The sequence below is a fragment of the Paenibacillus sp. P4_E11 genome (genome assembly GCF_056401635.1).
Window position 1 is genome coordinate 21,347 of record NZ_JBFUIX010000002.1, and the last position, 19,508, is coordinate 40,854.

Genomic DNA, 19,508 nt, shown 5'->3' on the forward strand with positions numbered 1-19,508 from the left:
TTTAGTTGGCCGTTACATCGATGGAAGCTAGTCCGTCGATCCTGGATCGGAATGTAACCGTTGCAACCTCTCCCGACCAGGAAGTGCCTGGAACTACGTTTTGATTCATTTTGTAACGGATCATGCCCGGCGTGTACGTAACCTCCAGGTTGGACCCCGGAATGGTGCCGGAGCTAAGGACATCCAGCTTTGGCGTGAAATTATACAAGTCTACCACTTCGATTTCAGAGGGATTATAGGTGATGACGAAAGAAAATTCGCTGAAATCCTGAACATTGAACCCATACAGCGACAGATCAAAGTTCTGGTTCTTGACGCCGTTCACTTGGTAAGTCGGACTTGTAGTGCTCTTCGTAATGGCCGGGCTCCACGCGGTGACGCCGGTTATATTCTTGGCTCTGACCCGATACGTATGGCCGGTACCTGTGGTTAAACCGCCATGCACGTAGGCGGAATTCGTGCCAGTGTCGTACGTTACACCATCCACCTCGATCTCGTACCCAGTTGCGTCATTGGTCCGCTCCCAGCGTAGTTCAATGGAGTTGTTCATGGCGAACGCCTCGATATGGGTCGGCGCATCCGGAAGATCCGGCAGCGTGGACAAAGCCAGGATCGCCACCCACTCTCCGTTGTTGTCCTCATTGTGGATGCGGATTTTGTACGTATGGAATTCATTCGCCCGCAGTCCGGTATGGTTGTAGATCGTGTTGTGCCCGTTATCGAGGAGGACGCCATCAACTTCTATGTCATACCTGGCGTTAGGCGCCACCGTATCCCAGGAGAACGTAATCGTTCGATTGGTGACGATCGCAGCCATGTTGGTCAGCGACAGCGTAGTCCCATTCTCAGCGACAGGCAAGGTTCCCATCGTAACTGGATTGCTCCACTCGCTGTAGCCGGTAATGTTCTTCGCCCGAATCCGATACGTGTGCCTCTGATTGGGACTGAGCCCTACTTGAACGAACTGCTTGTCCGTCAAGGTAATTACCGTGCCTCCATCAATCTCTACCTCATAGCTATCCGTATGTGGAACTTCATACCACATGAGCGTGATCGACGTTTCGTCCGAAGTGGTCATGATATTAGCTGGCGTCACCGGCTTGTCCGGATGGGTGGTGACGTCGAGCGGCGTACTCCAAACACCTTTACCTCCTGCGTTCTTGGCTCGCACCCGGTATGTATGACCGCTGAGCGGCTCGAGGCTTTCGTGCTGATAGCTGGTGCTTGAGCCATTATCCAAAATCAGACCGTCAGCTTCGACCTCGTAATCTACGGCGCGGGCAGGCGCTGTCCAATGAATCACGACGCTCCGATTCGTAACATCCGCAGTAAGACTCGTCGGTACTTCTGGCGGGTAGGGCAAGGTTGCAAGCGTGATAGGTGCACTCCAGTCACTTATTCCACCAATGTTTTTGGCTCGCACCCGGTATGAATGAGTCGTTTCGGGAGTTAGTTCGGTATGGGTGTAGGAGGTTGTGAGGCCTACATCTCTTACCGTCCCGTCTAGTTCCAGTTCATAGGCGGTTGCCCTCGCCGCGCTGTCCCAGACAACCGTAATAGTAGTCTGCAGGGGTGTCGCCTGCACATTACTTGGCGTTGGAGGTGGATCAGGCAGCGTATTCTTCTGGATAAGCGGACTCCAGTTTCCTGCTCCTCCGGCATTCATGGCCCTGACTCGGTAAGTGTGCGGTGTCTCTGGAATGAGCCCACTGTGCGTATACGTCGTTGAAGTGCTGTTGTTAATGATCTGGCCGTCCACCTCGATCTCGTAGGAGGACACGCCGCTGATCCCTTGCCATGCGATCGTGATAGACCGTTGGGAAGGCGTAACAGTAACGTTCACCGGAGGCACAGCTAGCGTGGTACCGGCGACGGTCGGGCTATAGGCGGTTTCGATGTCGTTGCCGTTCATAGCTTTTGCCTGGAACGAATAGGCTGTGTTGGCGGTAAGGCCGGTTATGGTTATTTTCTTGGATGATAAAGTGATCCAGGTAGGCGCAGTCGTTAGTGCACCCGTCGCCGTCACATAGTTCGCTCCGGATTGAATCATGAATCTCGTGCTGGCAGGGTTCGCGTCACTGATAGTAAGATCCAGCGCGGACTCTGCGGCGCCGACGACGCTAAGCGAGGGAGCCTGTGCTTTAGAAAAGAGCCGCTGCTCGTTTGAAGCGACTAGCCCTACATTGTCTCTCGCCTCGAATTTGACGCTGTACTCCGTGTTCGGGGTGAGACCAGGCTGAGTATAGGACGCCTGGCTGGTCCACTCGGTCATAACGCCCCCGACCGTATAACGGTATGGAGCCGACGGCAGTCCGGCGAGCGCATCGCTGGCCGAGCCGGTGATGGTGATCGTCGTGCCGGTTGAAGTGAACTGCACTCCGCTTAAGTCTGGGGGTGTTTTGTCGACGTAGATGTCGATAGATTGTTCGGTTGTGAATTGCCCGTCATTGACGGTGAAGCGGAATGTATGTGAGCCTTCCGCCAATGCCCCTATATTCAAAGCATTAAAACTCACATTCTGGGCGGATGCTGTATTCGTAATGGTTCTACTTTCTCGAGGTGCACTTTCATTATCAATATAATAAGAGACAATAAGGGAATCGCCATCCGCATCCGCTACGCTTACTGCCGGGATAAAGCTGGATTCGTTGCTGTAATATACCGAAGCGTCGTTTAATAGAGTCATAATAGGCGCAGAACTAACCTTAACAAACCACTTTGAGGCAGGGGTTTTAAATCCAAATGGTTCGTCTCCTGCTCCGTTGTCAGGATAGGTTCCTGCAGCCCCCGTTATGTATCCTTCAAACACCCCTGAATTATCAAATCCCCAAGTATTTATTGTTGTCCATCCCCATTGATCTTCAGTAATCCAACAGTCGTTTCCATTATTCGGATTACATACCGTTTGCCCTCCAGAATTTACATATTCCTGTCTGCTGTCAATAATATGATAAATTACCCCATAAACCTTCCACCTAGCACTACCAGAAGGAATGCCCGGCGCGGTATATCCTGGAGCATAATCAAGATAAAGCATACTCCAAGAGGACCAAGCTCCTGCATTGCTCTTCACTCTAACCCGATACCATTGTTTCCCTGTAGTAGATGTTGACACAATATGAGACGTTGCCCCTGAATCTACTATCCCGCTGTCATAATCTATGGATGCAAACAATGCGTTACTTGATCTCTGGACTTGGTAAGCTACTTGTGGGTCCGGATTATTAAAGGCCCATGTTATCGTTGGCGTATTCGGAATCCATCCGCTGACGATATCTGTCATAGTTGGTGGTATAACCGTACATGTGGTACATGGTGTTGGATCAACTCTAGTAAACCAAAGTGCGTCCCCGTCATCACGTGTACCATCCATAGGATAGCCGCCAAAATCCCAAACACTATATAAATAGGCCCCTTTTATGGGAGGATCATGATACGTATTTCCTTCTTCGTCTGTCCCACTACCTGCATTATTTCTAAAAACATCCCACTTGTATCCTTGATAGGCTGGTTCTTCTAAATTATTTGCTCTCCAACCGCCACTACTGCCTAATGGAATTATAGAGCTTCTACCCTGTTTTGGTGGAAACCCATTAGTTGCGTCGAATGTGTTATACAACCCATTACTTATTCTTCCAGTAACATTGCCGCTGCTATTAGCATCCTGACCACTCCAAAAGAAGAAGTACCCCGTTGCATCTAATCCTATTGCTCCGGACCCATAAAACATACTTGAATTATTATCAGAAATGGATTGTCCACTGTTCGGCATCTTAAATTTTATTGCTCCATTTGAGTAAGCCACATAGTATCTAATTCCGTCTGTAGCTATAGAGACGGCATTTACGGTCGAAGGCCAACTGTTCGTAACGTCATACTCTGAAACACCGTCTACCCGCCGCATGTCGACGCCACTCATTAAGTTATATAGGCTCCAACTGGTTACTTTGCTTTTGATAGTTCCGTTTTTATAAAGAACGTACCCCCTAAAGCTACCATTCAAAAATCCAGTTCTGCCATCATACCAATAAGCGGTGACGGCAATGGCTCCCTCTAAGGATGGAAAAAGATAAGACCTATCAACCCCGCTCGAATCCAAAACCATTGCTGACCTGAGAGCCGCCTCAGCCTTTCCGCCATCAAGAACTTTATCCACTTCAGGTACAACGGGTATCAGATTCCAGAAGATTGCAAATAAGAACATGATGCCGAGTACTCTATTTCTCCTTTTCATCCCCACTTTTAGTAACTCCTCTCAACGTACTGCACTATAATGTCACTCAATCGTATAACTAATCTTCGAATACTCATTCGTCTTCGCCTGGAACCGGATGGTGTTCGTCACCGTCTTCTCCGCGTTCCGGACCACATACTCGATCGTCCCCGGACGGAAAGCCATCACAATAAGATTCGTCCCGGCGATCGGTCCCGTTGCCAGCTCCGATGCCGGAGTAATCGCGCTCAGGTCGAGCGCTTCTATGTCGGCCGGATTGTAGACTACCTTGATGCGGCGCTCAGACATGCCAGCTTTCTGCGGAACCACCACGACAAAGTTAAAGATCGTGTCCTTGCCGACGTTAACCGTCAGTTCGGGGGTCGTCCTGACCTGCAGCGGTGACGTCCACCCGCTCTTCCCGCCGTCGCCTACCGCTCTTACGCGATAGATGTGCATCGTATTGGGATCCAGTCCTTCATGTAAGTACTGACTGTTAGCTAGACTGCTGAGGACAATCCCATCCACCTCGACATCATACAATCGAGCGCCTAGGACAGGACTCCATGTCAAACGAATCGAGTTCGTATCCGGTACCGCTTCGAAATTGATCGGAATGCCGGGAGGAGTCGCCAACACGACAAGAGTACTCCATTGGCTCCCTTCACTCCACTCACCGTAAGCATCGCCATTCTTGGCGCGGATTCGATAGGTATGAGTAGTATTGGGGTACAGCCCCGCATGTGTAAATGTCGACGATGTCCCGCTATCCAGAACAATGCCGTCGGCTTCCACATCGTAAGCGGCGGCCCCATTCACTTCGGACCAAGTAAGGCTGATCTGCGTACTGGACGCTTTGACATCGATGATCGCCGGGGTCCCCAGCGCCGTCACGCGGGATAATGTTTCGCTCCAATCGCCAGACAACGAACCGCTTTTGGCCCGTACCCGATAGAGATGACGCGTGTTCGGAGCCAGGCCCGCATGCTCATACGAAGTACTAGCTCCATTGTCGATCAGCACACCGTCGACCAAGACATCGTAGCCATCCGCCCCATGAACTGCATCCCAAGACAGCAGGATGGATGTAGGCGACATGACGGCAGTCAAGTTAAGAGGTTGTCCCAACCCGGTCGTTCTTGTGTACAGCTCTGTCCAATCGCCTGGCCCTCCGGCATTCACGGCACGGATTCTGTAGCTGTGCTGCGTGAAAGGCGTAAGCCCGCTGTGGAGATAGACCGTATTCAATCCATTAGGCAGAACTTGGCCGTCCACTTCAATCTCATAGCTAAGCGTTCCTACGACCGCGTCCCACGTTACAAGGATTTCCGTGCTGCTCGGCACGGTTAATTGCACATTCGACGGCACCGTCAGTAAGGTCCTGACCTGAATCAAGCTGCTCCAGTGTCCGGCTGTCGAAACGTTCCTCGCCCGGACTCTGTAGCTGTGTTCGGAACCGGCTATCAGCCCGGAATGGGTATACGAAGTAATGAGACCGTTACCGACCACGGCACCGTCGATTTCCAAGTCATAGCTCGAAGCCCCTGCCGATGGCGCCCACGATACCGTGATCGATGAACTGGAAGCAACCCCAGCCAATTGCGCAGGTGTAGTTGGTAGTGAGACGATCCTAACCGCGCGGCTCCACTCGCTGTTGCCGTCTGCATTGCTCGCTCTCACCCTGTACGTATGGGATGAACTAGGCTGAACAGCCGCGTGTGTATAACGGGCCGTAGCAAGATTCGAAACCACGATACCGTTAATTTCAAGGTCGTAACCAATGGAACCGGATACTGGATCCCACTCTACAGAAATGGAAGTGTCATAAGCCGTGCCACGGAGATTGGCCGGAACGCCCGGCAGCGCCGTCTTGACGATCAGCTCGCTCCACTTGCCCGATCCGCTCGAGTTTTTGGCCCTTACACGGTATGTGTGCTGCGTATTCGGATTGATCCCAGCATCCACATAGCGAGTCGAGGCTCCATTGTCGATAATCGTATCGTAGGCCTGAATCTCATAACCTGTCGCGCCAGTTACCGGGTCCCACTCTAGTGTTACTGAGTTAGATGTGGATGCAACCTGGATCGATTGCGGGATGGCAGGAAGCGTCCAATACCGGAGTACGGGCGACCACTCGCCGATCATATCGTCGAAATGCCCCTTCAACTGATACGTATGTTCGGTACCCGGAGCTAGATCCGTATGCTCGTAGACCGTGGTAGCGGGCAGTGTAAATGCTGTACCGTCCACTACGATGTCATAGCCATTGGCATTGGTAATGGGCCAGTTGAGCGTAATGCCGGTCTCTGTCGCTGTCGGCTGAATAACGGTCGAGATCGGATAAAGCTGGCTATGAGGAACCCGTTCCCGGAGCTGAGCTGCGCTGGTCCAATATAGATTCGCTTTCTTCCCTCCCGTGTTGCTGGAGTATTCCAGCCGAATGTCATAGCGCTTGCCCGCTTCTAGAACGATCGACCTGCTGGCGGTATTCGCATATTGCGCCCATGCATCTATCAGGAGCTCGTTGTTCACCCACAGCCTGACCCCGCCGGCAGCATCTAGGTCGAACACGTAGGCCTCGGAATAGCGAGGTTCGATCTGACCCGTCCATCGCACGGAGAACTGATTGCTCGCGATGCCTACCGGAGTCAGAATCGTGCTGGGCTGCAGCTGTACCATACTGTCGAGCCGGATCGAGGAAGGACCCGACAAATTCGTTCCGTTAAAATATTCGGCTTTCAGCCCATGCAGCGTATATTTGAGCAAGGTTTCGCCTTGTCCTCCGAATCCTGTAGCGATGAACGGCTTTTGATTGGCCGTCATGTTGCCGCCTACGGCAAATACTCCGCCTGTTCGAATCGTAAGATTGTTATTCACACTGACATCGCCACGGATGAAAAAGTCTCCGCGCGTCACGGTTAGATTCGCTGTTTGATTATTCGAAATGAGCTCGCCTAGAGCCAATTCCTCCTGGGCGTTCATCACCGCACTCGTATTGATGTGCATCGTATCCTCGATGAGAATTCGCTTTGCCTGCACAGAGGGCGATCCGTTGTTGAACTTCAAGGAGCCGGCATACAACTGATTGGCCAGGTGAAGACTGGAATTGTCTTTCAAATGTAGGGCCCCCGTAACCCACAAATGTCCGTACCCATCCTGTCCGCCGGGGGCATATGCATTCAAGATCAAATCCGCATTCGCGTTCACATTACCATCTACGATGAGAATCCCATAAACATCGATCGTAGCGTTCCGATTCACATTCAACCCGCTCACCATCACGACAACCGGTTGAGTGGGACTGCCGAATACAACGCTGGCGTCCACGTTCAGGTGGCCGGTCTTCACTATGACCGGAGAACGATGGCTGCCTATTATTTTTTGGCGGATCTCGGACGCATCGCAATGCGAACAATCTTCGGCTGCAAGTTCGTACTCGGTGAGAGATTGCTTCACGCTTTGAATTTGCTCGTTCATGTACCGATCGATCTCCGGTTGAAGTCCGTCCAGATGCATGAAGGCCGGAGCGTTGTGTTCGTTGATCATATTGCCGGAAATCAGTACTTTGTTCCCTGCTATCGTTCGGGGCTCCGGTGGAGGTGCAATCTGAGGCGTTGTTGAATCAACCGGAGCATAAGTCATTCTTGTTACAGGCACAGGTGTAGGAATAGGAGCTGGTGCAGACGTCAGTTGGATAATCTCAATATAATTAAGAGCCGTCCCGACTTGCTCCGCCGCTCCGCCTTCACCTAACGTCAACTTTCCATCTGTCACTTGGACGGTCTTGGTCTGTACGGCATGCTGTCCCGCAGGCAGTAAGGCAGCGTTCCATACGTTCATCCCTTCTATGAACAGCGTATTGGTGCTGGCATACACCGCATCCCCTACACTTACCGTTACGTTATAAGACCCACTCGGCAGGTCCATCTCCCATATGCCGCCGGTATGCATACGAACAAACGAATCGACCTCTGGTGCTTGATAAGTGCTACGACTGACGGTTGCGTCAGTATGGTCGAGATTCCATCCATAGCGGAGCCCATCGTGGTCACGGTGCAGTTCACCCGAATCGGCTATGTATCCGGCCGGAATACTAGAGGCTGCAGGCTGAAACTTTACTTTGACGGATACCGTTGCGGATTGCGCTAAGGCCTTAGGCACCACGATCATGAAGCTGGAAAAAACGGCTTGAATCAGCATAAGAACACACACGAATACTCCAATTCTCTTGATTGCAAGTGACATTCCTAGTTCCCCCTATTTCACTTTATATGGTTTTATTTTTAAAAAAATGAAAATATTAACTTATGTAAACGCAAAAAAACCAAGGTTCACGGGCAACCCGGCCGCCGTATCTGCAATCAACGATCTGTGAGGTCGTTGACCTATGATTTAGGCCCGTGGCTTTGCGTCCCCGCCTTTCGACGGGTTTGCCTTTTCAGTTAACTTGGTTCTATCATCCTACATCTGTGGTTCTTCTATCACTATATTAGTCTATCATTGGTAATAAAATCCTGCAAGACTAGTAAAATGTGAATTTCGACACATTTCGATAAGAGTCTAAAGTCCCTCTACTGTCAGCGCTCACGCATTTTGTCGGTGAAAGAATCACCGTCAACGGGGCTTTTCGCTCGCCTCATCCAATCTCCAGGATAAGTTAATCGGGGTCTACCTTGCCGTATACAATGAATTTGATCCGTTCTTCACTCAGCCCGAACAGCTCCGACAATCGTGATATTTCAAGGCCGCTTCTATATTGCAAGACGATCTCCAGATTCCGCTGCTCCAGCTCTTCTCGCAAACCACTCTCCGTCCCCCACGATTTACGCTCTACACTCGGTACATACACGTGAACGCCTTGGACGTACTTCTGAATTTCCTTAACGAGACTTTCTGAGTGAGCCGTTCTCAACATATGCCTCATACCAGCAGCACTTTGCCTGGCCGTCCCTTCTGTTCCGCCGCAACAATAGCCTGCCTGAAATGATGCAACTCAAAGCGCTCCCGAACTGCCGGCAGACGAAGCTGATTGCCCCGAATCAAGCGGAAGAGCGTCTGGAACGTCTCCTGCCACCTCGCCACCGTAACGCCCTGCATCCAATGCCGGAGATGAAACAGCCGAATGATAACCCCCGTGTCACGCACATGTTCGGATAAGTTAACCGGTTCACCGGACAACAGACCGATGCTGAGCACCGTTCCTCCCGAGCGGGTGCACCCAAGCAGCTCCAGGCTGCTCGCCCCGCCTACGCTGTCAATTGCCGCCGCTGCTCCTCTTCCAGCGGTGACATCCATCACACGCTCCCGAACGGAAGCGTCTGACGAGTTGATGACATGTTGCGAGCCTAGCTCAAGAAGCTCAGCGGTATGCGAATCATCCCGTGTCACTGAGATTAGACGGAAGCCGAATACAATAGACAACTGTGCCAGTATGCGACCGATGGCCGAGCCGCCGGCGTTCACAATCACCCAGTCGCCCGGCTGCAGGTGCAGAATATCCGTGCAGAGTAGCAGCGCAGTAACAGGGTTAATGAACAGCTGGCTGGCCGTCTCATCATCCAGCCAATCGGGAACCGGAACGGCCCAGTCGGCAGGCGTGATGCATTGTTGCTGCCATGTTCCCTCGCCGCGCAGAGGAAGGACCCGTTGGCCAAGCAAGGAAGGGGACACATGCGCACCAACGTCTTCCACGATGCCCACCCCCTCATAGCCCGGAATGCAAGGCAACCCAATCCGATGGGCATAAGACCCGCGAATCGGAATCAAGTCGGACGGATTGATCGGCCGTGCCTTCATTCGCACCAGCAGCTCCCCTACACCTAGAGGCGGGATATCCCGGCTTACGCAGCTTACTACCTCGAGCGGATCGCCGAAGCGGCTGAAGATCAAGCTAATGGATCTCATACTCTTTCCTCTCCCCTTCTCTCATCGGTTACCAACTTAGTAGTGGCAGATGCCTTGGCCGCCGCCCAGAAGATCGAAGCCACACAGACCGGTACCCAGCCTACAAGAACATATTTCAACGCAGTGGATATATCTGTCCAGTCTGCTAAGAACCCTATAACCGAGAACGTGATCATCATACCGGTAGAAATGAGCATGCTGAACACCGACAACATCGTAGCCCTGATGGAGGAGGGCAGCAGCTCGTTCAAATACGCTTCCAGCAAAGGCTCAAGGTAGCTGATCACAATGGCCATCAGGAAGTACGAGGTAATTACGTTCCCGGCACCCGAAGAGCCCGCGAACAAGATGAGGAATACGATAAACCCGACACCTGCGAACCAGATCGACCCCCGCTTGCCAAGCCAGCGTTCCCCCAGGAATGCAACAGCAGCAATACCTGCAGAGACCCAGGTTTCGAACCCATTCAGCAATCCGATCACTTTATTATTCAGACCAGCATGCTGGAACACCACTTGACTATAAAACGCAATCGACCATGACATCGAATACAAGATCGCCCCATACAGGCATAGCGCAAGAAAGGCTGTGTTCATTCGTCCGAACTCATATCCTTTCCTCAACTGCTTGAAGAACGAATACTTCTCTTCAGCAGTCGCGCCTTCCGAGGAGTCAGACACGCTCGGCTCTGTCAGTAGCCACACCACGCCGAGGGTTAAGAGACTCAAGAGTGCTTTTCCCGCATACACCCATGCCCAGTCGATATCGGATACGGCTCCGCCCACCATGCCGCTGATCCCTAAGGTAACGAGCACAACAGCCGACAAATGTGAGTTGTAGCGCTTGTACGTCCCTTCCTTGCCGAGCAGTTGCAGCGTCTCATAGATCATCGCGCTGGCAGCCCCCGATTGGAAGGTGCCTACCAACCCTCCGAGCATGAACCCCACAACGAGGATCGACCAATGGCCTCCCCACAGCAGCAAGAGCGATGAGACAATCCCACCCACCTCCGCGAGCAATAAGCTAACCCGTTTCCCATAGCGATCCGCCACATAACCTGTAGGCACCTCGAACAGGAATATCGTCAGATGGTACGCCGATTCGATCAAGGCTATCTCCGACAACGAGAACCCTTTCGACAGCAGGAACAGCATCCATATAGCGCGATCTAATATAAACGAGCTTAGAAATTTATATACATAAAATAATGGCAAATTGGCTGCCAGCTTGCTCCGGTTCACAGTCCTCATCCTTTTCATTCCATAATAAAAAGCCATGGAGCAGCACTCCATAGCTTCTAGGATGAGAGGTTCCGGGCTGTCGCCCTACATACTCCGTCCGACAGGCTTAAGGATGTGCTGATCCGAGTATCCGTCCATAGGCAGACCCGTCCCGTTCAGCACAGTTGTAAATTTAATCGTGCGTACGATTTCCACCAAATACTCGAGCTCTTTGCACATCCCTCTCACCTGCCTTCCTTGTATAATCAATTGGATATCATTGTAGCATACTTTTACGAATTGTTCGACTTGTTGTTCGTATTCTTCTCTTTCTTCGATTCTGCGACTTCCGAATCCTGACTGTTGCCAGGCTGTGTCTTCTTGCCGTTGTTATTCGCATTGTCTCGAGACATGACGCACACCCTCCTCCCATTCTTCGTTGCTCCCATTATGTCCTGCTGGCAATTCCAATATTCGATTCGTGAGGAGGAATAAGGAAACGGAATAGGGAGACGCTAAGACAAAAAAATGTAAGGTGATGGCATGCATATTCGAGTTACAGCACTGCTAACTGCAGTTGCTTTCCTATTCGCAATAGGGAGCCCGGTGTCAAGTGCACCGATTAAGAAAGACCGGTATTATTATGAGAAAAAAGGCGAGATCGTATGGGAAGTGAAGACGGACCAGCCCCTGATCGCATTAACGTTCGATGACGGCCCCGATCCGGATCAAACGCCGGGAATATTGGAGTTGCTAAGTCGGTACAATGCCAAATCTACATTTTTCGTTGTGGGGAAGCGGGTGTTGAAATATCCGGAGATTGCGAAACGTACCGTCGCGGAAGGGCATGAGCTGGCCAATCATACGTACAATCATGTATATTTCAAACCTTCGACTCCAGTCGGAGAGATCCAGCGCCAACTGACATTAACGGAAGAAGCCATCGAGAAGGTGACGAATCACAGAAGCGTGTTATTCCGTCCCCCAGGTGGCATGTATAACGATACGCTTGTAAAAGTGGCCAATGACGCCGGGCTTAAGCCAATCTTGTGGTCCTGGCACCAGGACACCCTTGACTGGAAGCTGCCAGGCGTGACCAGAATAACGAATAAAGTGCTGCGCAATGCGAGGAACGGAGACATCGTCCTGTTCCATGATCATGTACACCCGTCGTCGCAAACGAAGCAAGCGCTCGAGGTCATCCTACCTGAACTGCAACGCAGGGGATACCGCTTCGTCACGGTATCCGAGCTTCTGAAGTATGCAGGCACGCAACCGGTCAAGAAGTAAGGGACTATAATCGCTTCAACCCTTTGATCCAATCGGCCATATCTTGAATGAGATCAGCCGGAACGTTCGCCGAGCGGCTATATTCGATTCCCGTAGATGGACCTTCATATTCGGTCAAGAGGTGGTTCAGCTTGGCATACGACTTGTACGTTACATCAGTGCGGTTACTAAGCGTCTTCTTCCATCCTTCGAGTTGGCTCATCGGCACTTGCCAGTCATTCTCCCCCTGGAGCAGCAGCATCGGGGTGGACTGATTTTTCGCTGCTGCTGCGGCGGAATAATCCCGTTGCTCGTACCACCAGTAGGCTCCGCCCAATGGGAATTGCTTAGGTAGGTTGTCCTTGGAATACTGCGGATCTTTCACGATCTTCACGATCCCGTCCCACATAGCTGCCGATTGCAGTACGTTGTCGGTCGGCAGGCCAGCCTTCTTCATCTGCTCGACCAGCACTTGCTGCTGCTCCTGAAGCACGTCCACGAAGGTACCGCTAGGAGCGGCTAAGCCGATGACTCCAGCAATACGATGACTGCTGTCCTTGGCCACGATCTTGGGCAGTACGAAGCCGCCTTGGCTGTGACCCGCAACGAAGATTCGTTTCGGATCGATTGCTTGGGTACCAGCCAGTACATCGATAGCCCGACTAACATCGTCGACCGACTCCTGGTCGATTGTAAAGTTGGGAATAGCTTGTACTTTGAACGGATGTTCTTTCGTAATCTTCTCATACCGCAGCACAGCGATGCCCTTGCTTGCGAGCCCAACTGCAATGTCTCGGAACGGCTTGGCGCCGCCTAGAGTAGAATCACGATCATGCGGGCCCGATCCCTGCACCAGAACTACGGCCGGGAATGGTCCCGTTCCCTCTGGCAGGGTTAGGGTCCCTGGCAGCGCGAATGTGCCGCTCCCTAGGACGACTTCGCGCTCTGTATAGGTACTCTTATTGTCGTAGGAAGGATTTTGGTATGGCCCCGTCTCCCCCGCCACTGGTGCGAGAGACCAGTCGTCGACGCGTCCATCGGGTGCGAAGCGGATCGTGATTTCGATCGGCATCTTTTCCGTCAGACTGGCTATCGTCACACTATTATGCACGGCGTTCGATTGCACGCGGATCGGATCCTGCTGCAAATATTTGCCGAACATCGGTTTATTGCCTTCCCAGATTGCCTGCAGCAACGGTTGCGGCAACACGGCTTGCAACGGAGCGCTCAACCGGTTCCAGGCTTCGCTGTATTTGCCATTCTCCAGCTCGTACAAGAACACCGTTGCCATAGAACCATAGTCCTGTTGACTCACGATAACTTGACTGTTCTGTTCATTCCAGCTGATGCCATTGCCGAACGCTTGTCGAATGACTTCCAGGGGTATGTATGTAGATTCGCCAACAAGTTGGACGGCAGACGATAGTTGGATGCTCGCCCCATTAACGACAGCCTGGGATTCGCCGAGGCGGATTCGAACTTCTGTCTTCCCTCTCTTGAAGCCTACGGTGCGCGTGTCATTGTCCCACGTAACCTCTGCACCGAGCGATTCCGCTAACAACCGTGCCGGAACTAGCTGTTGCCCTTGCACAGCGGAGTCCGCTGCCGCTTGTAACTGGGGTGCCGTCGCGGGTACAGCCGACGCCCCTTGCACCGCTGCCGGAACGGCCAACGAAGCCGCCAATATCGCCGTGACCGCCATTCTAGCATTCAACAAACTTAACTTTTTTTTCATGATACCTCTCCCTCTCTTACTCTATATTTTGTATCCTCTTCCTTTAATACGGTTGAGAAGGGCAATTCGTTCATTTCCTGAGAAAATAATCATTTGGAGATGAGCGTAGCAAAAGAACAGCAACAGAGTTGTCCTTCGGCTGTTCTTTTATGGATTAAACATATTTATTTATGTATTTGCCTCTCGATCACTTCAACCCACGCTGGAATAGGCTCTGCTTTAAACTTTATCGCATTATGATAAACCTCGAGTACGATCTCTCCGTCAGAGTCACTATTGTCGATCACGATTAAGTGATCAAGTAGATGTAAATGAGAAAGCAAGTTGTTTATGGATGTCTCATGCCGTCTTATTATATCTTCCGAGGCAATATGATGCCCCCCATTCTTAACGCGAACAGCAACTCTTTCGATATTTAGGCGATAATCACCAAGTCCAACATAGAACATTGTGATTTCAAAACCATTCGACTTGGCTTCATGTATTTGTCGAATCACATTACCACCGGCCAGTGTTGTTTCGATAGAAAAATTCCGTTTATTACTAATACAATCTCTTGCGAGCTTAATAGCATCTTTTCCTGCAGAGACTCGATGACGTTCTGGGTGAACAGAATCAATTCCGCGCGCTAAGGCATCAGGATCTATGTTTACGCTGATTCCAAGCCGATCCACAATAAGATTTCGAATCGTACTTTTTCCACTACCATTGTTTCCAGCAAAAACAAACATAATCGGTAAAGGTTCACTCATAAGAGGGACCCTTGAACTCGATTGGGACAATTTCACCATTATTGTACTCTTTCACAATCTGGCCCTTGTCAGTTTTATATACAATGTAAGTACCGTTCGCTTTAGCATCCAACTTAGCTCGATCCCCTGTGAGCTTAATTAACTTTCTTAAATCTTGGATTTGTTTCAAGACATACACCCTCCAATCCGAGCTCAATAATATTCCTAATTATAGCACACTACAGCTCTTCAAGTTCACCACTACCGCACTTCATGCTCTTCACAGCATCCAGTTCATTTAGAACAGAGACACTTCAACTGGAAATGGCACCCCTGCTTTTGTTCCTCCCTCAACATAAGGTAAAATACCTTGAAATTCAGGACTCCCAGTTCAATCCCGGGGCTTTCTTCAATTGAACCGGTATGCCAAGTTCTCTTCCTGCGGCGAACAACAGTTCCTTGCAGAAATAATAGCCGCGATGGTAGACGACTTGCCCATTCTGAACCTCATACTCTCGAATATCGTGCAGCTCGAGCGTTCCATCGCTGTTCTTCTCTTGTGCGACAATAACGTGCCGCCCCCAGAGCTCGCGATACTCGACGAACGATCTTGCCGGCTTGTGACCGAATGATCCGCCCAGCATATCGTCCTTCGAATATTCTTGGAAGCCGGGTGATGCGTTATTGTGGATGCTTGCACTCATCACCTCAACGAGAAACGCTGTATTCCCTTCGTTCATAGCGGTCACGAGCTGTTGAATCAAATCGTGGCTGCCGTGTGTCGCGTGGCTGGGGACAGGTTCCGGTTCCTTCTCCGCTCGTCGGGGCAGCGCCCTTAAGTTGTTCCTGGCCCGGTGTAGTGCAGAGTACACGCCGCCTTCCGTCATCTTGAGCATGCTAGCGCTCTCCAGAGCCTTGAACTCGAACACATCCATGAGCAATAGGACAGCGGCTTGCCGTGGAGGCAACTGTGTGACGAGCACTTCAACCGCTTCCGTCACAACCGATCGATCCGGATCAACAGTGTGTCCATGGCTGTCTTCGTACGAATCCAGCTTCACTTTGTTCCGCCGCAGCTGGTCGATCCAAGTATTCGTCGCGATTCGGAACAAATACGACTTGGGATGCAAGGCATGCCACATTTGGGTCAACGTAGCGAAAGCCTTCAGCAATGTATCCTGAAACAAATCATCACCGTCCCACGACGATCCCGTGATCGTTCTGCAATAATTCCATAGCGCTGTCCGATGCGGCTGAATCATCTCTTCAAAGCGTTTGTGCAGCTCTCTAGCCTCTGTAACAATCGGATCTACTCGATTCGTCATGCTGGTATCCCTCCGGAATATGATTTCAGTGTTATAGACGAAAAAACAGGCGGGAATCATACGCCCACCTGTTCATTATTTTTACACGCTTCGTTCGAACTCCTACGAGAGATAACGTTCCTGAATAACCCGGACATGGTGCATCTCATGGCCCACAATAATGTAAGCCAGCGCCCTTGCCGATAACACGCTATTGTTCGCCGAACCTGTTCTATGCCAAGCTTCATCGGAAATGCTTCGGAGCATGGACAATGTTGCCCGACGAACGTTGCTATAATCTTCGAGTAAATCTGATACGTTCATGGAATCGAATGAGGCATTCTTGATATATTCGTCCTGATCGAATCCAGCCAGAGGCGTCTTGTCCCCCCTCGCGATTCGCAGCAGACGGTAGCTCATGATGCGTTCCCCATCTACCACGTGACCGATCACTTCCTTCAGACTCCACTTCCCTGGTTCGTACCGATATTGGCCCTGCAGCTCTGTAACGGATGAGAGCAAGGCAAGTGTGGATTCATATGATTGCGCAAAAATTTCGCCGATGTCCCCCTCCGGTACAAGTCGGATATAAGTCTCGTAGTAGGGACCATACTCTTCTGTTGAAGGTCGATTGCTCATACATCCATCACCCTTTCTTTTGAGCCTAGTATACCACTTTTATAATCGGCTGGATTGCAACATTTTTCATTATGGCGCGTCTATTGCATATAGGTTCAGGAAGATATTGGGATCACTTGTCGACCCTGGGTCGGCTCGGGAGGCGGCCGCATTGTTCATTCAGCGCAAAGTTATTGCTACAGGAATTGCAGTTATTGTCGTTTCGTTCAGCCTCGTGCTGGTTACGAATCGGGTGAACCAACCGCGGTTAACAACAGAGGCTAATGCACAAGCGCAGTCGTCTCCAGGTCCATCCGCAATCATTTCCGATAATACATTCATTCGAGGAACTACGAATAGTCGAGATAAATTGCAGGTTATGATGACAGCCGGCAAAAAAGTATACGACCCTGAACCGGGGCCATTCATGGGAGATAGGTGGGAAGGCAACTTCGCTCTTGTATGGACGGATGAGGACGGGAAGAAGCTCGGACAATTGAGTCTGAACGAGGCGTTCGGACAATCTAGCCTGATCTTCACCCGATCATTCCCTCTGCTATTCGATGATTACAACAAGGACGGGTACCCGGATGTTGCAATCGGTCAATGGGGTTCCAGCAATGGTTATGTCTACAGACTGTTTACCATCGGGCCTGACGGAATAGCCCAACTGCCTGTAGAAAACAGCTCGACCTTGTTCAACTCGAGTTCGGAATACTCGGTCCGCTTCACCACACTCGAACAACCTGGCTTCCAAACCTCGTATTATGACAATTCAACCGGAACAACGGTTCGGAGCTACTTCCTGTGGGAAGACAATCAATTCCACGCTTATCCGAGCCCGGATGCTTTGCTTACTGCGTATCAGAATCAACAATTAGCAGAGCTCAGCCGAGAGCATCTGAGCAAGGCATTTCCGGAACTGATGGTTAAGAAGTCCCTTGTCATCGGCGATACGCAGGAGCAGGTAAAGAGCCTGCTCGGAGAGCCTGATGCAGTCCGGGCTGTCGGGTTCGAAGATCATCCGGCTGTCTATGCCGGGTGGCGATACGAGAATACTTGGCATCAATTGGACATCACCTGGTCGGAGCAGGGGAACGTCCTCGAGTACAATCTTACCTACAAAGCATCTTCGGGCGTGGGAGGTCAGACGGTGAATTTCCATGCCCTCCCGTATGGGTTGGAGAAAACTACCGTCACGAACGTACCGCTCATCCCTTCCCGTCAGTCTGTTGCGGAATGGAAATTCTCAAGCGGACTCAGGTACAACTTCCTCGTAGGCCGAGCGGTTGGAACTCTGCTCGTGCTAGGGCACGATGGGCTGTACAGCGGACACCACAATGACTCGATCCTGTATGGAGTCGACGCGGAATCGGGTCGTAAGCTATGGGAAGTTCCCGCTAAATTCGAAGGTCTATCCTTCGCGCTCTCGTCCGATCGCAAGCATACCGCAGTACTTACCTTCCTCGATGCCCAGACGAAGGAATACGAGACGAAGCTGCAATGGATTGATGTTCTGACCGGTCAGCAGGTATGGGAACAGAAGTGGAAGGAGCAGTCAGGGAAGTTCTCTCGCTTATCGAGCGCAAAAGGCGTAGTGGTATTGGAAGAGCGGCAAGATTCGAGTAGCGGATCAGCAGCAGCTTCGCTGCGAGTGCTGCAGGAGAGCTCAGGCAGTCTGCTGTGGGAGAAGAAGCTCTCGGCAGACGAGAAACTGTTGTACGATAATTCCAGCAACCCGTTCTTGATCGTAATCGGCAGCCAATCCATTCGGGCGTATGATCCTCTCTCGGGTCGAATCGTCTGGTCCCGTCAAGCTGTTGTCAAAGATACGACGATCAATAATCAGCTTAAAAGGTACTTGGAGCTTTCCAATTCCGATAACCGAAGCCTAGGCTCCGAGCCGACTTCCAGGTTGTGGTTGCTGTTGGAAGGCGGGTATACATGCCTCGACATAACGAGTGGGGCCGTGATCGCAGTACTGCCTTACGAGCCGGGGAACTTTTACAAAGCCGTGAACGACGACTATATGTTCATCTACAAATCCGATTCACCCGACTATTGGAGGGGAACCACGTTCACAACATCGCTCTATAACCTGAAGCGGCAAACGACCGTATGGCAGACGAATGGCAGAGGCCGATACAGTGCTGTGGCTGGTAATACGCTGTATTATTTGCTGGACGATCGCCCTGTGGCAGTAGAGCTCGCGAGCGGCAAGCAGCTATGGCAATCCCCCTACACGGTGAAGGATCTAGAACGGGACCAGTTCAAGGTCGGGGACAAACAACCGATCGTCGTGAACGATGAACTATGGGTGCCGGGCAGAGAGCAAGTATTCGTGTTCGACCGGCATACCGGAGAGCTGAAAAATAAACTGGGGAACATTGTATTGGGAAGCGCAGCCACTAAAATATTCGACACCGATTACGGTATGCTCAACAAGCTGGATGACGGCCTCTACGTCGGTTCAGCGAACGGCACGTTCCAGAAACTCAAGAGTGAACAATAGAT

13 protein-coding genes and 1 riboswitch are annotated in these 19,508 nt (G+C 51.2%); of the genes, 2 read left to right on the top strand and 11 right to left on the bottom strand.

Features of this window, described 5'->3' with window-relative positions; translation table 11 throughout:
* Position 1: 1 nt before the first annotated feature.
* From AC1DWB_RS01065 to AC1DWB_RS01090, 6 genes are all read right to left on the bottom strand, one after another.
* Entirely contained in the window at positions 2 to 2,686 is a 2,685-nt protein-coding gene (locus AC1DWB_RS01065; RefSeq protein ID WP_477539169.1) for a fibronectin type III domain-containing protein, read from the bottom strand.
* A gap of 1,590 nt (positions 2,687 to 4,276) precedes the next feature.
* A complete protein-coding gene (locus AC1DWB_RS01070; RefSeq protein WP_477539170.1) occupies positions 4,277 to 8,458 on the bottom strand; it encodes a fibronectin type III domain-containing protein in 4,182 nt (1,393 codons plus the stop codon).
* 88 nt (positions 8,459 to 8,546) lie between these two features.
* Positions 8,547 to 8,658, bottom strand: a riboswitch (cyclic di-GMP riboswitch).
* 212 nt (positions 8,659 to 8,870) lie between these two features.
* A complete protein-coding gene (locus AC1DWB_RS01075; protein ID WP_477539171.1) occupies positions 8,871 to 9,137 on the bottom strand; it encodes a CD3324 family protein in 267 nt (88 codons plus the stop codon).
* The gene (locus AC1DWB_RS01080) at positions 9,134 to 10,117 is read right to left on the bottom strand and encodes a zinc-dependent alcohol dehydrogenase family protein (protein ID WP_477539172.1); all 984 of its coding nucleotides are present in this window, start codon (positions 10,115 to 10,117) and stop codon (positions 9,134 to 9,136) included. Before AC1DWB_RS01080 ends, AC1DWB_RS01075 begins: the two co-directional genes overlap by 4 nt.
* On the bottom strand, positions 10,114 to 11,358 hold the full coding sequence (locus AC1DWB_RS01085; RefSeq protein ID WP_477539173.1) for an MFS transporter: 1,245 nt from the start codon (positions 11,356 to 11,358) through the stop codon (positions 10,114 to 10,116). The genes AC1DWB_RS01080 and AC1DWB_RS01085 overlap by 4 nt, the downstream gene beginning before the upstream one ends.
* Before the next feature lie 84 nt (positions 11,359 to 11,442).
* The gene (locus AC1DWB_RS01090) at positions 11,443 to 11,577 is read right to left on the bottom strand and encodes a hypothetical protein (RefSeq protein ID WP_477539174.1); all 135 of its coding nucleotides are present in this window, start codon (positions 11,575 to 11,577) and stop codon (positions 11,443 to 11,445) included.
* Positions 11,578 to 11,880: 303 nt separating this feature from the next.
* On the opposite strand from AC1DWB_RS01090, the gene AC1DWB_RS01095 reads away from it, so the two are divergent.
* Positions 11,881 to 12,627, top strand: a complete 747-nt coding sequence (locus AC1DWB_RS01095) for a polysaccharide deacetylase family protein (RefSeq protein ID WP_477539175.1) — start codon at positions 11,881 to 11,883, stop codon at positions 12,625 to 12,627.
* Positions 12,628 to 12,631: 4 nt separating this feature from the next.
* On the opposite strand, the gene AC1DWB_RS01100 is transcribed toward AC1DWB_RS01095, so the two are convergent.
* The 5 genes from AC1DWB_RS01100 to AC1DWB_RS01120 form a co-directional block, all read right to left on the bottom strand.
* Positions 12,632 to 14,341 carry a stalk domain-containing protein gene (locus AC1DWB_RS01100; RefSeq protein WP_477539176.1) on the bottom strand — a complete coding sequence of 570 codons (1,710 nt, stop codon included), beginning with the start codon at positions 14,339 to 14,341 and terminating at the stop codon, positions 12,632 to 12,634.
* Positions 14,342 to 14,505: 164 nt separating this feature from the next.
* Positions 14,506 to 15,093, bottom strand: coding sequence for an ATPase (locus AC1DWB_RS01105; RefSeq protein WP_477539177.1), 588 nt, complete (start codon positions 15,091 to 15,093; stop codon positions 14,506 to 14,508).
* The gene (locus AC1DWB_RS01110; protein WP_477539178.1) at positions 15,086 to 15,262 is read right to left on the bottom strand and encodes a hypothetical protein; all 177 of its coding nucleotides are present in this window, start codon (positions 15,260 to 15,262) and stop codon (positions 15,086 to 15,088) included. The genes AC1DWB_RS01105 and AC1DWB_RS01110 overlap by 8 nt, the downstream gene beginning before the upstream one ends.
* A gap of 187 nt (positions 15,263 to 15,449) precedes the next feature.
* Positions 15,450 to 16,397 carry an RNA polymerase sigma factor gene (locus AC1DWB_RS01115; RefSeq protein WP_477539179.1) on the bottom strand — a complete coding sequence of 316 codons (948 nt, stop codon included), beginning with the start codon at positions 16,395 to 16,397 and terminating at the stop codon, positions 15,450 to 15,452.
* 102 nt (positions 16,398 to 16,499) lie between these two features.
* Positions 16,500 to 17,015 carry a DinB family protein gene (locus tag AC1DWB_RS01120; RefSeq protein ID WP_477539180.1) on the bottom strand — a complete coding sequence of 172 codons (516 nt, stop codon included), beginning with the start codon at positions 17,013 to 17,015 and terminating at the stop codon, positions 16,500 to 16,502.
* Positions 17,016 to 17,166: 151 nt separating this feature from the next.
* Between AC1DWB_RS01120 and AC1DWB_RS01125 the strand changes: the two genes are divergently transcribed.
* A complete protein-coding gene (locus AC1DWB_RS01125; RefSeq protein WP_477539181.1) occupies positions 17,167 to 19,506 on the top strand; it encodes an outer membrane protein assembly factor BamB family protein in 2,340 nt (779 codons plus the stop codon).
* Positions 19,507 to 19,508: the final 2 nt, after the last annotated feature.

What these genes read in the sequence shown, in the direction of transcription:
- AC1DWB_RS01090 (WP_477539174.1), bottom strand. Translation starts at nt 11,577, where the DNA reads ATGTGCAAAGAGCTCGAGTATTTGGTGGAAATCGTACGCACGATTAAA.
- AC1DWB_RS01070 (WP_477539170.1), bottom strand. Translation starts at nt 8,458, where the DNA reads ATGTCACTTGCAATCAAGAGAATTGGAGTATTCGTGTGTGTTCTTATG.
- AC1DWB_RS01115 (WP_477539179.1), bottom strand. Translation starts at nt 16,397, where the DNA reads ATGACGAATCGAGTAGATCCGATTGTTACAGAGGCTAGAGAGCTGCAC.
- AC1DWB_RS01095 (WP_477539175.1), top strand. Translation starts at nt 11,881, where the DNA reads ATGCATATTCGAGTTACAGCACTGCTAACTGCAGTTGCTTTCCTATTC.
- AC1DWB_RS01105 (WP_477539177.1), bottom strand. Translation starts at nt 15,093, where the DNA reads ATGAGTGAACCTTTACCGATTATGTTTGTTTTTGCTGGAAACAATGGT.
- AC1DWB_RS01065 (WP_477539169.1), bottom strand. Translation starts at nt 2,686, where the DNA reads ATGACTCTATTAAACGACGCTTCGGTATATTACAGCAACGAATCCAGC.
- AC1DWB_RS01080 (WP_477539172.1), bottom strand. Translation starts at nt 10,117, where the DNA reads ATGAGATCCATTAGCTTGATCTTCAGCCGCTTCGGCGATCCGCTCGAG.
- AC1DWB_RS01120 (WP_477539180.1), bottom strand. Translation starts at nt 17,015, where the DNA reads ATGAGCAATCGACCTTCAACAGAAGAGTATGGTCCCTACTACGAGACT.
- AC1DWB_RS01075 (WP_477539171.1), bottom strand. Translation starts at nt 9,137, where the DNA reads ATGAGGCATATGTTGAGAACGGCTCACTCAGAAAGTCTCGTTAAGGAA.
- AC1DWB_RS01100 (WP_477539176.1), bottom strand. Translation starts at nt 14,341, where the DNA reads ATGAAAAAAAAGTTAAGTTTGTTGAATGCTAGAATGGCGGTCACGGCG.